Annotated in this window: 11 protein-coding genes; 4 read left to right on the plus strand and 7 right to left on the minus strand. The window is 64.4% G+C overall.

What is annotated here, in order from left to right; all coding sequences use genetic code 11:
* The first annotated feature begins 194 nt into the window (after positions 1–194).
* Positions 195–1,982, plus strand: coding sequence for a monovalent cation:proton antiporter-2 (CPA2) family protein (locus HU748_RS15485; protein WP_186669852.1), 1,788 nt, complete (start codon positions 195–197; stop codon positions 1,980–1,982).
* A 111-nt stretch (positions 1,983–2,093) separates the two neighbouring features.
* Here the strand turns inward: HU748_RS15485 and HU748_RS15490 are convergent, their stop codons facing one another.
* Positions 2,094–2,912, minus strand: coding sequence for an alpha/beta hydrolase (locus tag HU748_RS15490; protein WP_186721021.1), 819 nt, complete (start codon positions 2,910–2,912; stop codon positions 2,094–2,096).
* A gap of 114 nt (positions 2,913–3,026) precedes the next feature.
* Positions 3,027–3,656 (minus strand): isochorismate family cysteine hydrolase YcaC, encoded by a 630-nt coding sequence (gene ycaC, locus HU748_RS15495; RefSeq protein WP_054893711.1) that lies wholly within the window; start codon positions 3,654–3,656, stop codon positions 3,027–3,029.
* 134 nt (positions 3,657–3,790) lie between these two features.
* Between ycaC (HU748_RS15495) and HU748_RS15500 the strand changes: the two genes are divergently transcribed.
* Positions 3,791–4,702: a LysR substrate-binding domain-containing protein gene (locus HU748_RS15500; protein WP_186721022.1), complete on the plus strand. Its 912-nt coding sequence runs from the start codon at positions 3,791–3,793 to the stop codon at positions 4,700–4,702.
* 3 nt (positions 4,703–4,705) lie between these two features.
* On the opposite strand, the gene HU748_RS15505 is transcribed toward HU748_RS15500, so the two are convergent.
* The 3 genes from HU748_RS15505 to ycaC (HU748_RS15515) all read right to left on the minus strand — a co-directional run bounded on the left by HU748_RS15505 (position 4,706) and on the right by ycaC (HU748_RS15515) (position 7,984).
* Positions 4,706–6,544 (minus strand): amidohydrolase, encoded by a 1,839-nt coding sequence (locus tag HU748_RS15505; protein ID WP_186670025.1) that lies wholly within the window; start codon positions 6,542–6,544, stop codon positions 4,706–4,708.
* 200 nt (positions 6,545–6,744) lie between these two features.
* Entirely contained in the window at positions 6,745–7,296 is a 552-nt protein-coding gene (locus tag HU748_RS15510; RefSeq protein ID WP_186669860.1) for an antibiotic biosynthesis monooxygenase, read from the minus strand.
* A 58-nt stretch (positions 7,297–7,354) separates the two neighbouring features.
* Entirely contained in the window at positions 7,355–7,984 is a 630-nt protein-coding gene (gene ycaC / locus HU748_RS15515; RefSeq protein WP_054893711.1) for an isochorismate family cysteine hydrolase YcaC, read from the minus strand.
* A gap of 233 nt (positions 7,985–8,217) precedes the next feature.
* Between ycaC (HU748_RS15515) and HU748_RS15520 the strand changes: the two genes are divergently transcribed.
* Positions 8,218–9,645 carry a mechanosensitive ion channel family protein gene (locus HU748_RS15520; protein ID WP_186721024.1) on the plus strand — a complete coding sequence of 476 codons (1,428 nt, stop codon included), beginning with the start codon at positions 8,218–8,220 and terminating at the stop codon, positions 9,643–9,645.
* 42 nt (positions 9,646–9,687) lie between these two features.
* Here the strand turns inward: HU748_RS15520 and HU748_RS15525 are convergent, their stop codons facing one another.
* Both HU748_RS15525 and HU748_RS15530 read right to left on the minus strand, forming a co-directional pair.
* Entirely contained in the window at positions 9,688–10,974 is a 1,287-nt protein-coding gene (locus HU748_RS15525) for an FAD-binding oxidoreductase (protein ID WP_186721026.1), read from the minus strand.
* Positions 10,975–11,147: 173 nt separating this feature from the next.
* On the minus strand, positions 11,148–12,638 hold the full coding sequence (locus HU748_RS15530) for an aldehyde dehydrogenase family protein (protein ID WP_186669863.1): 1,491 nt from the start codon (positions 12,636–12,638) through the stop codon (positions 11,148–11,150).
* Positions 12,639–12,775: 137 nt separating this feature from the next.
* Between HU748_RS15530 and HU748_RS15535 the strand changes: the two genes are divergently transcribed.
* Positions 12,776–13,666 carry a LysR substrate-binding domain-containing protein gene (locus HU748_RS15535; RefSeq protein ID WP_186669864.1) on the plus strand — a complete coding sequence of 297 codons (891 nt, stop codon included), beginning with the start codon at positions 12,776–12,778 and terminating at the stop codon, positions 13,664–13,666.
* The last annotated feature ends 41 nt before the right edge of the window (positions 13,667–13,707 follow it).

Raw genomic sequence — 13,707 nt, forward strand, 5'->3', positions numbered from 1 at the left:
GGGCAAGCCCGCTCCCACATTTGTAGGAGCGGGCTTGCCCGCGAAGAGGCCCTTGAGGGCTGCAAAGGCTCCAAATCCTGAACGCTGCTTCCCACCCCCTACGGTTGCCCACTCCCCCCGCCGAGACGAAAATGCCTACCGTCCCCGGCGCCTGCTCACACAGCGCTTCATCCAAGCCTCCTGGAGTTCTACCCATGCCACATGAAGGCAGCATCCTGCAGACCGCAGTGATATTCCTGCTTGCCGCCGTCGTCGCCGTGCCTCTGGCCAAGCGCCTGCAACTGGGTGCCGTCATCGGCTACCTGCTGGCTGGCGTGGCCATCGGTCCACAAGCGTTGGGCCTGATTCGCGACACCGAGAGCGTGGCGCACATTTCCGAACTGGGCGTAGTCCTGCTGCTGTTCATCATCGGCCTCGAACTTTCCCCACGACGTCTGTGGCTGATGCGCAAGGCGGTGTTCGGCGTAGGCCTGGCACAAGTGGTGCTGACCGGCGCGATCATCGGTGCCATCGCCCTGTTCGGCTTTGCCCAGTCCCTGCCAGCGGCGGTGGTGCTCGGCCTGGGCCTGGCGTTGTCATCCACCGCACTGGGCCTGCAGAGCCTGGCCGAAAGCAAGCAACTGAACGCCCCCCACGGGCGCCTGGCCTTTGCCATCCTGTTGTTCCAGGACATTGCCGCGATCCCGCTGATCGCGCTGGTGCCCCTGCTGGCGGCCAGCGGCCCGGACACCAGCCACGGCGACAGCATCGAACATGGCCTGCGGGTGTTCGGCAGCATCGCCATCGTCATCGTCGGCGGCCGCTACCTGCTGCGCCCGCTGTTTCGCATCGTCGCCCGTACCGGCCTGCCGGAAGTGTCCACGGCCACCGCACTGCTGGTGGTGATCGGCACGGCCTGGCTGATGGAGGAAGCCGGCATTTCCATGGCGCTGGGCGCGTTCCTCGCGGGCCTGCTGCTGGCCGACTCCGAATACCGGCACGAGTTGGAGTCGCAGATCGAACCGTTCAAGGGCCTGCTGCTGGGGCTGTTCTTCATCAGCGTCGGCATGGGCGCCAACCTTGGCCTGCTGCTGGAGGCACCCGCGCTGCTGCTGGGCCTGACCTTGCTGCTGGTAGCGGTGAAACTGCCACTGCTGATGCTGGTCGGGCGTGCGGTGGGCGGGCTGAACAACCTGAGCGCGCTACGCCTGGGGCTGGTGCTGGCGGCAGGAGGTGAGTTCGCCTTCGTGGTGTTCAAGCTGGGCAAGGACCAAGGCTTGTTCGACACCTACACCTACGATCTGCTGCTGATGACCATCACGCTGTCGATGGCCCTGACGCCGATGTTGCTGCTGGCCAGCTCGCGCCTGATCAAGCGCCCGGCGCCAGCGCGCGAAGTGCCGGAGCAATACCGCACGATCCAGGCTGACGCTCCGCGCGTGGTGATCATCGGCATGGGCCGCATGGGGCAGATCGTGGCGCGTATCCTGCGGGCACAGAAAGTCTCCTTCATCGCCCTGGATACCTCGGTCGATGCCATCGAGATGACCCGCACCTTCGAACAGGCCCCGGTGTTCTACGGCGACCCGATGCGCCCCGAGGTGCTGCATGCAGCCAAGGTCGGCGAGGCCGAGTACTTCGTCATCACCACCGACGATCCGGAAGCGACCATCCGCATCGCCGAGCGGGTCAAGCATGAGTACCCGCACCTGAAAGTGATCGCCCGCGCGCGTAACCGCCAGCACGTGCACAAGTTGCTCGATGTCGGCGCCGAGCCGATTCGCGAGACCTTCTACTCGAGCCTGGAGATGACCCGCCTGACCCTGATCGGCCTCGGCCTGAGCGAGACCCAGGCGGCAGACCGCATCCAGCGCTTCACCGAGCACGACCAGCAGGTGCTGGAGGCACAGGGGCGGGTTCGCGATGACCGGGCGAAGGTGATGCAGACGGCCAAGGAGGCCAGGGTGGAGCTGGAGCGGTTGTTCGAATCGGATAGCGACTGAGTTGGGTGACACGAACGTCGCTCAAACAAAACCCGCCACACAAACAGCAAAAAGGGCGACTGTCTCCAGTCGCCCTCGATGCCGCAGTCGCGCAGGCCCGGCCTCAGCCGGTCACTTCGCCAGAAATGCCAGCAAGTCGTCGTTCAGTTGCTGCGCATGGGTCACGGCAAAGCCGTGTGGTGCACCGGGATATACCTTCAACTGCGCGCCCTTGATCATCTCGGCGGCTTTCTTGCCGGTGGTCTCGAACGGCACGATCTGGTCGTCATCGCCGTGGATCACCAGGGTCGGCACATCGATCCTGGCCATATCCGGGCGGAAATCCGTTTCGGAGAACGCCGTTACGCAGTCGATGGTGCCTTTGAGCGAGGCCAGCAGGGCAATGTTCAGGGTCTGGGCCTGTACGCCCTGGGAGACTTTCTGCCCATGGTTGATGCCATAGAACGGCGCGGCGAAGTCGGAAATGAACTGCGCGCGGTCGGCGCGCAGGCCGTCGCGGATGCCGTCGAATACCGACTTGTCGACACCCTCGGGGTTGTCGGCGGTCTTGATGAACAGTGGGGTTACCGCCCCCAGCAGCACCAGCCCGGCCACGCGCTCGCTGCCATGCTTGGCGATATAGCGGGTGACATCGCCACCGCCCATGGAGAAGCCGACCAGGGTGACGTCGCGCAGGTCCAGGTGCTCGATCAGCTGGGCGATGTCATCGGCGAAGGTGTCGTAGTCGTAACCGTTCCACGGCTGGCTGGAACGCCCGAAGCCGCGGCGGTCGAAGGCGATGGTGCGATAGCCGCGGCTGGCCAGGAATTCCATCTGGCCATCCCACATGTCGGCGTCCAGCGGCCAGCCGTGGCTGAACAGCACGGGCTTGCCGCTGCCCCAGTCCTTGTAATAGATCGCGGTGCCATCGCGGGTAACTAGTGTGCTCATGTCGGAATCTCCTGAAAGTCGGGTAGGTCTGGATCTTGAGTACGGGGCGCGAGGAACATTCCATCGCGCAGCTGACCGGTCGGCCACGAGGCGTACCGACCGGCCATTGGTGGGTCACTTGCCAGCGGTGAGAGCGTTGTAGCTGGTGATCAGGTTGCGATAGTCCGGGATGTGGTTGGAGCACAGCGCGGCCAGCCCTTCGACGTCGTTGCGCCAGTCGCGGTGCAGCTCGCAGGCCACGCCGAACCAGGTCATCAGTTGCGCGCCGGCAGCTTCCATGCGGCGCCAGGCGGCATCGCGGGTCATCTCGTTGAAGGTGCCGGAGGCATCGGCCACCACGAACACTTCGAAGTCTTCGGCCAGGGCCGACAGCGCCGGGAAGGCCACGCACACTTCAGTTACCACACCGGCGATGATCAGCTGTTTCTTGCCAGTGGCCTTCACTGCCTTGACGAAGTCTTCGTTGTCCCAGGCGTTGATCTGGCCAGGGCGGGCGATGTAGGGCGCGTCCGGGAACAGGGCCTTGAGCTCTGGCACCAGCGGGCCGTTGGGGCCTTGCTCGAAGCTGGTGGTGAGGATGGTCGGCAGGTTGAAGAACTTGGCCAGGTCGGCCAGCGCCAGCACGTTGTTCTTGAACTTGTCCGGCTCGATGTCGCGGACCAGCGACAGCAGGCCTGCCTGATGGTCGACCAACAGTACGGCGGCGTCGTCTTTGTTCAGGCGGTTGTAGGTGAATTGGCTCATGGTCTGTACTCCCAAATGTGTCTTCGATGTGCGGTAGGTGGGGTAGTGCGCGTTGATGAGTACAGATTAAAAACATCACCTTTGATGCGGTAGACTGCAAAAATTGTCTGTAGCGTTCTATCTGGAGAACGATCTTGGAAGATCTGAATTCCCTCTATTTCTTCACCCAGGTCGTCGAGCATGGCGGCTTCGCCCCGGCGGGCCGGGCGCTGGACATGCCCAAGTCGAAACTCAGCCGGCGCATCGCCGACCTGGAAGACCGTCTTGGCGTTCGCCTGCTGCACCGTACCAGCCGCCACTGTTCGCTGACCGAGATCGGCCAGGCCTACTACAACCGTTGCCTGGCCATGCGTGTGGAAGCCGAGGGCGCGGCAGAGATCATCGAGCGCAACCGCAGCGAACCACGTGGCCTGGTGCGTATCAGTTGCCCCACTACCCTGCTCAACTCGTGGGTCGGGCCGATGCTCACGCGCTACATGCTCAAGTACCCACAGGTGGAGCTGTTCATCGAGAGCACCAACCGTCGCGTCGACCTGTTGCATGAAGGCTTCGATGTGGCGCTACGGGTGCGCTTCCCGCCGCTGGAGAACACCGACATGGTGATGAAGGTGCTGAGCAACAGCACCCAATGCCTGGTGGGCCATCCATCGTTTCTCGCCCAGCTGCCCGAGGGTTTCGAACCGCAGATGTTGAGCACGCTGCCGAGCCTGCACTGGGGCGCGGCGCAGCAGAAGTATCAATGGGAGCTGTTTCAGGGGGAGGACATGGCGCGCAAGCTGGTGATCGCGCACACGCCGCGCATGGTCACCGATGATCTGTTCGCGCTGCGGCATTTCGTGGTCGCGGGGGTGGGCATCGCGCACTTGCCGCGGGTGGCGGTGCGCGAGGACCTGGCCCAGGGGCGCCTGGTGGAGATGTTGCCGGCGTGGCAGCCGCGCTGCGGGATCGTCCATGCGATCTTCCCGTCGCGGCGCGGGCTGCTGCCTTCGGTGCGCTCGCTGATCGACCATCTGGCCGATGAGTTTGCGGTCAGCGATATGGCTTGAGCGTCAGAACGCGAAGCAGGAGCAGCCCAGCGCTCCCCAGAAGCCCTGATAGTCGCTCACCGGCACGCTCGAATGCCGAGCCTTCTCATGGCTGTGCGCATGCACCCCGCACGGCCCGACGCACTGGTGTACCGCCGCAGCCAGCGGCGCACCGGCCCGCCAGTGGCCCGGCACCTTGGCCACCGGCGACCACTCGGGCACCACCGGAATCTGCGCCGGGCCGAGCTTGTCGAACTCCGCCGCGCCGTACACCACCTTGCCATCCACCACCGTCAGCACCGACTCGATGCTCTTGATCGCCTCTTCCTCGACGCTGAAGAAGTCCAGCGACAGCGCCGCCAGGTCAGCCAACTGCCCGACCTTGATCTGCCCCTTCTTGCCCTGCTCGCTGGAGAACCAGGCACTGCCATGGGTGAACAGCTCGAGCGCCGTGGCGCGACTCAGGCCTTCCGGGTACAGCTCCAGGCCGCCGACGGTCTTGCCGCTGACCATCCAGTACAGCGAGGTCCAGGGGTTGTAGCTCGACACCCGGGTGGCATCGGTGCCAGCACCCACTGGCACGCCCTCGGCGAGCATGCGCTGGATCGGCGGGGTTTTCTCTGCAGCCTTGGCGCCGTAGCGGTCGACGAAATACTCACCCTGGAAGGCCATGCGGTCCTGGATGGCAATCCCGCCATTCAACGCCCGCACCCGCTCGATGTTCTTCGGCGAGATGGTTTCGGCGTGGTCGAAGAACCACGGCAGGTTGTTGAACGGGATATCGCGGTTGACCTTCTCGAACACATCGAGCATGCGCGAGATGGACTCGTCGTAGGTGGCATGCAGACGGAACGGCCAGCGCTGCTCGACCAGGTGACGGATCACCGGTTCGAGTTCCTCTTCCATGGTCTGCGGCAGGTCCGGACGCGGCTCGAGGAAGTCCTCGAAGTCGGCGGCGGAGAACACCAGCATCTCGCCAGCACCGTTATGGCGCAGGAAGTCGGTGCCGCTGTGGACCTTGACGCTTGAAGTCCACTTCTTGAAGTCGTCCAGTTCTTCCTTGGGTTTCTGGGTGAACAGGTTGTAGGCGATGCGCACGGTCAGTTGGTCGTTGTCGGCCAGCTGCTGGATCACCGAATAGTCATCCGGGAAATTCTGGTAGCCGCCACCGGCATCAATGGCGCTGGTCAGCCCGAGACGGTTGAGCTCACGCATGAACTGGCGGGTCGAGTTGACCTGGTACTCCAGCGGCAACTTCGGCCCCTTGGCCAGGGTGGCGTAGAGGATGGTCGCGTTGGGGCGGGCGATGAGCATGCCGGTCGGGTTGCCGAACTTGTCACGCTGGATTTCGCCACCGGGCGGATTGGGCGTGTCCTTGGTATAGCCGACGGCACGCAATGCGGCGCGGTTGAGCAGCGCCCGGTCATACAAGTGCAGGATGAACACCGGCGTGTCAGGCGCTGCCTGGTTGATTTCTTCGAGGGTGGGCATGCGCTTTTCGGCGAACTGGAATTCGTTCCAGCCACCCACCACCCGTACCCATTGCGGCGTGGGTGTGCGCAAGGCCTGCTCCTTGAGCATGCGCAGGGCGTCGGCCAACGATGGCACGCCTTCCCAGCGCAGCTCGAGGTTGTAGTTCAGGCCGCCGCGGATCAGGTGCAGGTGCGAGTCGTTCAGGCCGGGGATCACCGTGCGCTGCTTCAAGTCGATGATCTGCGTGCTGTTGCCCTTGTGGGCCATGGCCTCGGCATCGCTGCCCACGGCGACGAAGCGCCCGTCCTTGATGGCCACGGCGGTAGCTGTGGGGTTTTCACGGTCGACGGTGTGCAGCTTGCCGTTGAACAGAATGAGGTCTGCGGTCATGGGATCTCCTGAAATGTCGGCATGGGCGGAATCGGTGAAGGGCAGTGCGGACCAGAGCGCGCCGGCCGCACCGAGCAGGGTGCTGTTGGCGAGGAAACGGCGGCGGCTCTTGTCGGTGGGATCCTGGTTCATGGTGCTCTCCGTCCGGTGGGGTGATCGGCAGGCGATTGAACGCTAGCAGTGGATCGTCAGGCGTGCGCTCAACGGCGCAGCCATCCGGCGCAGCGGCGCGTCACCCACGGCATGATGAAGAACACCACCGGGAGGATGACGCACAGGTTGACCAGCAAGTTGCTGGCCAACGGCCCGCCCAGCGGCGGCACCTTTGCGAACAGCGGCGCCAGCAACTGGGGCACCAGCAGGGTCATCGGGCAGATCACCAGATAAGTGAGCACCGCCTGCTTCCAGCGCGCAGGCTGTGTGGCTGGCGTGCTGGACGGGGTGAACCAGAACTCCGGATCGTCGTGGATACGGGTCTGGTCACCCTCTTCCAGCAGCGGCAGCACTTCGGCGACCAGGCGCTGGCGCTCCGGTGAATCGACCCAGGCACGCAGTTGCCCTGCATCGGCAAAACGCACCACGGTGGTGAACTGGCCGCCATTGTCATCCGGACGAATCACGTTCACGTCCAGATGACCAGGCTGGCGGCGGGCAACACCGACGGTACGACGCAACCAGGTCTCGTAGTGCGCCAGGGCATCGGCCCGGACTTTGTGCTGGATCACCAGGGTGACCACGCTGCTGTTGTTCATCGCTGAATACCTGAGCAAAATTTGACCAGGCGCCGTGGGTGGCGCCTGGCGGGGTGGGTCACTTGCCAGCGGTGAGAGCGTTGTAGCTGGTGATCAGGTTGCGGTAGTCCGGGATGTGGTTGGAGCACAGCGCGGCCAGGCCTTCGACATCGTTGCGCCAATCGCGGTGCAGCTCGCAGGCCACGCCGAACCAGGTCATCAGTTGCGCACCGGCAGCTTCCATGCGGCGCCAGGCGGCATCGCGGGTCATCTCGTTGAAGGTGCCGGAGGCATCGGCCACCACGAACACTTCGAAGTCTTCGGCCAGGGCCGACAGCGCCGGGAAGGCCACGCACACTTCAGTTACCACACCGGCGATGATCAGCTGTTTCTTGCCAGTGGCCTTCACTGCCTTGACGAAGTCTTCGTTGTCCCAGGCGTTGATCTGGCCAGGGCGGGCGATGTAGGGCGCGTCCGGGAACAGGGCCTTGAGCTCTGGCACCAGCGGGCCGTTGGGGCCTTGCTCGAAGCTGGTGGTGAGGATGGTCGGCAGGTTGAAGAACTTGGCCAGGTCGGCCAGGGCCAGCACGTTGTTCTTGAACTTGTCCGGCTCGATGTCGCGGACCAGCGACAGCAGGCCTGCCTGGTGGTCCACCAGCAATACGGCGGCGTCGTCTTTGTTCAGGCGGTTGTAGGTGAATTGGCTCATGGTCGTGCTCCTTCGGGTGGGTTGGGTTGTTGTCTCGACTGCATGGGCACAGATTAAAAACATCGCGTTTCTGGCGGTAGATAGTGAAAAACGGCCTTAGCGTTCTTTTTTTGGAACGATGAAACGGATGTCGCCCTTTTCACAGGTAAACCCACACCCACAGATGCCCCATTGCCTGGGCAACCAACCTGCTCTTTACTACCCCTCAGCCCTCCCCTAGCCCCGAGACCACCATGCTGGCCTTCATCCAGTCCTACCCCCTGCTGCTGGGAACCTGCCTGATCTTCCTCGACCTGCTGCTCTGGCAACTGATCCCGCTGGAGCGCCGCGCCTGGCGTATCGTCACGCGCCTGGGCATCTTCGTGATCTTCAGCGCCGTCCTGCTGGCCGCCGGCATGAGCCCGCTGCAACCGCCGCCATGGGCGGACGATGTCGCGCGCAACCTGATCGCCACGGTGCTGACCATCGGCTGGTGGCTGTTCGGAGCGCGCACGGTGACGGTGGTGTTCGGCCTGCTGATGATCGCCCGCGGCAGTCACGGCGGGCGCCTGCTGCAGGATGTCGTGGGCGCGCTGATCTTTCTTGCCGCAGCCGTGGCGGCGGCGGCCTATGTCCTGCAACTGCCGGTCAAAGGGCTGCTGGCGACCTCCGGAGTGATGGCCATCGTCATCGGCCTGGCGCTGCAGAGCACCCTGGCCGACGTGTTCTCCGGCATCGTGCTCAACACCACGCGGCCCTACCAGATCGGCGACTCGATCTCCATCGACGGCACCGAGGGCAAGGTGGTGGATATCGACTGGCGCGCCACGCGGCTGATCACCGGCAGCGGCAGCCTGGCGGTGATTCCCAACTCGGTGGCGGCCAAGGCGCGCCTGCTCAACCACAGCCGGCCAGCCGACCGCCACGGGGTTTCGATCAGTGTGGTGGTACCCGCCAGAATCCGCCCCAAGCGGGTGTTCGACGCGCTGGAGAAGGCCCTGCAAGGCACCAGCGCCCTGCTGCCGTCACCCGCAGCGAAAGTGTCGGTGAAAGCCTCGACGCTGGAGTCGGTGGAATACGAGGCCAGCGGTTTCATCGCCGACGCGGCGCAAAAGACCGACGTACGCAACCTGCTGTTCGACCTCGCCCACCGCCATCTCGAGGCCAGCGGTGTGATGTGGAACCTCGACCTGGCCGTCGCCCCGCGTAGCCGACAGCGTGAGCTGCTCGACGAAGTGCGGGTGTTCCGTTCGCTGAGCAGCGAGGAACGCGATGCCCTCAGCCAGCGCATGATGGCGGTGGAGTATCTGGCCGACCAGGTGATCCTGGATGTCGGCCAACAGTCCGATCACTTGCTGGTGATCGGCAGCGGCGTGGTCCAGGCCTCGATCCGCAATGGCGACAAGCGCGTGGAGGCCGGGCGCATGGGGCCGGGGGAAGTGCTGGGGATCGAGGGCATCATGGACGAGAACAGTTCGTTCGCCGAGTTCCGCACCCTGACTGGCTGCCTGCTGTACCGGATCGACAAGGAGCAGGTGCGCAGTTGCCTGGCCGAGCGCGGCGACGTGGTGCAGGCGTTGAACAAGCTGCAGCGGTTCAGGCTGCAGAGCCGGGAGTCGCTGCTGATGCAGAAGCCGGCAGCGGTGAAGAAGGGCGGCTTTCTGAGTTGGCTGCACAAATAAGCGGGCCCCTTCGCGGGTTTATCCGCGAAGGGGCCAGTGCAATCACAGCACCACGCGCAGGCACTGCCCTGCGTGATACAGCGAGAAGCCCGACTCGTAGAATGCCGTGCGCAACGAAGGCGCACTCACCGGCTTCATCGGTGAGAACGGGATCGGCAGGCGGTCCGGATCATCCTTGAGCAGAAACTGCGCAAGAGCCCGGCCAATCACGGTGCCCGTGGTATTGCCACGGCCGTTGTAGCCTGTCACCGCTACCACTCCCGACGCCGGTTCGAACAGACGCATCAGGTGGTCGGGGGTAAAGTCGATGCAGCCGGTCCAGTGCATTTCCCACTCGACCTTGCCCAACTCAGGGAAGTAATGGCTCTGGATGCGATCGGCCCAACTGCGCACGAACCACGCCGGCTTGTTGTCGACCCGGCCCAGGCTGCCGAGCAGCAGGCGACCCTGATCATCACGGCGGATACTGCTGAGCACGGTGCGGGTATCCCACGAGCCCTGGCCATGGGGCAGGATCCTGTCGGCCACCGCACCCTGCAGCGGCTTGGAGGCGATCTGATAGTAGTAGCCGCGGAAGAAGTGCTTCTGCAGGTGGCTCCAGTCGCCTTCGGTGTAGGCGCCCGTGGAAATCACCACCTTGTCGGCGCGCACGCTGCCACGGTTGGTGGCGACTCGCCAGCCGTCGCCATCACGCGTCAGGCCTTCGACAGGCGACTGCTGGAACAGCTTGCCACCCAGACGCTGCACCGCTGCGGCCAGGCCTTGGGTGTAGCCCATGGGGTTGATGGTGCCGGCGCGGCGGTCGAGCAGCGCGGCGGAAATCTTGTCGGTACCGCAGTATTCCTGGCATTCGGCACCCCGCAGCAGCTCCACGTCGGCACCCCGGCGTCGCCATTGTTCATGGCGTGCCTCGAGGTCGGCGAGGCCCGTGGCGTTGTGCGCCATGTGCAGGTTGCCTTTGTGCTGGGCCTGGCAGTCGATGCCCAGGCGTTCGATCATGGCGAAGACTTCCCCGGGCGCCTCGCCAAGCACCTTGTTCAGGCGCCCGCCCTGCTCCAGCCCCAGGGTCGCCTCGACATCGTCGGGACGGATCCAGGTCCCGGCGTTGACCAGCCCGACATTGCGCCCGGAGCCGCCATGTCCAACCTTCCAGGCCTCCAGCAGGATGACCGACTTGCCCTGTTCGAGCAGGTGGATCGCAGCCGACAGCCCGGTGATTCCTGCGCCGATCACGCAGACATCGGCCGTGTGCTCACCGGCCAGCGCCTGTGAAGCGACGGTCGGTCGGGTGATCGATTCCCACAGACATTCTTGACGCAGTTCGGACATGGCCCGGCTCCAGCAATATTGTTCTTGTTGCGGTTAGGTCGGCGTACCGCCCAATCGCGGGAAAAGCCCGCTCCTACAGGGATCCCCATCGCCTGCGCGATCCCTGTAGGAGCGGCGGTTCGGCGCCCCGACTTGTCCCGCGAACCGGGGGCCAAAGCCCCCGGCCATTCACCTCAGTCGAACACGATGCCCTGCGCCAGCGGCAGCTCACGCGAGTAGTTCACGGTATTGGTCTGACGGCGCATGTAGCCCTTCCACGCATCCGAACCGGACTCACGGCCACCACCCGTCTCTTTCTCGCCACCGAACGCGCCGCCGATTTCCGCGCCGCTGGTGCCGATGTTGACGTTGGCGATACCGCAATCACTGCCCGAGGCGCTCTGGAAGCGCTCGGCCTCGCGGATGTCGGTGGTGAAGATGCACGACGACAGGCCCTGTGGCACTTCGTTGTTCAGGCGCAGGGCCTCTTCGAAGTCATCGTAGGCCAGCACGTAGAGAATCGGCGCGAAGGTTTCGTGGCGCACCACCTCGCTCTGCGCCGGCATCTCGGCGATGGCGGGCGATACGTAGTAGGCATTGGGGTACTGGTCGGCCAATTGGCGCTCGCCACCGAAGACCTGCCCACCCTCGTCGCGCGCCTTGGCCAGCGCGCCCTGCATGGCGTCGAACGACAGCTTGTCGATCAGCGGGCCGACCAGGTTGTCTTTGCGCGGGTCGCCGATGCGCACCTTGCCGTAGGCGGCTTTGACACGGGCGACCACTTCGTCCTTGATCGAGCGGTGGACGATCAGCCGGCGCAGCGTGGTGCAGCGTTGGCCAGCGGTGCCCACGGCCGAGAACAGGATGCCGCGCACGGCCAGGTCGAGGTCGGCGCTCGGGGCGAGGATCATGGCGTTGTTGCCGCCCAGTTCGAGGATGCTGCGACCGAAGCGCGCCGCAACCCGCGGGCCCACTTCACGGCCCATGCGGGTGCTGCCGGTAGCGCTGACCAGCGGTACACGCGGGTCATCGACCAGGGCTTCACCGGCTTCACGCCCGCCGATCACCAGTTGGCTGAGGCCCTGCGGCGCCTCACCAAAGGCTTTCAGGGCCTTCTCGAACAGCGCCTGGCAGGCCAGTGCGGTCAGCGGGGTCTTTTCCGACGGTTTCCACGCCACCGAGTTGCCGGCTACCAGCGCCAGCGTGGTGTTCCATGCCCATACCGCAACCGGGAAGTTGAAGGCACTGATCACCCCGACCACGCCCAGCGGATGCCAGGATTCACGCATGTGGTGGCCCGGACGTTCGGAGGCGATGGTCAGGCCGTAGAGTTGACGCGACAGGCCGACGGCGAAGTCGCAGATGTCGATCATCTCCTGCACTTCGCCCAGGCCTTCCTGGGTGATCTTGCCGGCTTCGATGGACACCAGCTCGCCAAGGTCAGCCTTGTGCGCACGCAGCACTTCACCAAACAGACGCACCAGCTCGCCGCGACGCGGGGCCGGCACGTTGCGCCAGGCTTCGAAGGCTGCTTGCGCCTGGTCGATGCGGGCGATGGTCTCGGCCTTGCCGAGCAATTTCACCGAGGCGATCTGGCTGCCGTCGATCGGCGTGTGAACAGGGTAGTCGCCCTGGGTGTAATCCGCGGCGGCGACGCCGAGGCGCTCGAGCAATGCAGCAACCATTGTGCTTCTCCTACATCGGGTGAAGGGTTGAAAAGGTGATGGGGATCAGTATTAATCCGATTACATTGCTGCAACAAACGACCTTTATTCCTCTTATCATTCCCCTGCGGAATGGTATCGCAGCCCTAGAGAGTGCCATGTCCAAACGCCTGGTTCCGTCGATGACAGCCTTGCAGTGCTTCGAGGCCGCCGCCCGTCACCTGAACTTCACCCGCGCCGCCGAAGAGCTGCACCTGACCCAGAGCGCCGTCAGCAAGCAGGTGGCACAGCTCGAAGAGATGCTGCGTCACCACCTGTTCCTGCGCATCCGACGGCGCCTGCAGCTCACGCCGGCGGGTGCGCTGTACCTGGCCGAGGTCAACAAGATCCTCACCCAGGTGGACATGTCCAGCCGCTATGTCCTCACCTATGGCGAACAGACCGAAGTATTGAAAGTAGCCACTCAACCGAGTTTTGGCGTGCGCTGGTTGATTCCTCGGCTCAAGGGCTTTGGCAAACGCCACCCCAACATCCACCTGGACATCCGCAACGAGATGGAGCCCTTCGCCCTGCTGCAGGGCTCGGCCGACGTGGTGTTCTTTTTCGGCCAGGGCACCTGGCCGGGTGCGACCTGCGTGGAACTGTTCGGCGAAGAGGTGGTGCCGGTGTGCGCCCCGGAGCTGCTGGGCGGACAAGAGCTGGACGGCCCCGGTGCGGTGGCCAGGCAGGTGCTGCTGCAAAGCACCTCGCGGCCGGAGGCCTGGCATGAATGGTTCCTGGAACAGGGGCTGCACACCGACAACAGCTACCATGGTCCGCGCTTCGATACCTTCTACATGGCGCTCAGCGCCGCACAGTCCGGCTGCGGCGTGGCCCTGGTGCCGCGCTATCTGGCGGCCAAGGAATTGGCCGAAGGCAGCCTGGTAGTGGCCTGGAACCATGCGATGCCGAGCAATGGCAAGCACTACCTGGCGTTCGCCGAACATGCGGCGGAGGTGCCGAAGGTGCGGGCGTTGGTGGAATGGATTCGCGCGCAGTTGCCGGGGTGATGCGATAGGGCCGGCAAATTCAATAGCAAAAGGAATGACCC

It is taken from the genome of Pseudomonas sp. RW3S2 (assembly GCF_014268955.1).
Lineage (GTDB): Bacteria > Pseudomonadota > Gammaproteobacteria > Pseudomonadales > Pseudomonadaceae > Aquipseudomonas > Aquipseudomonas wayambapalatensis.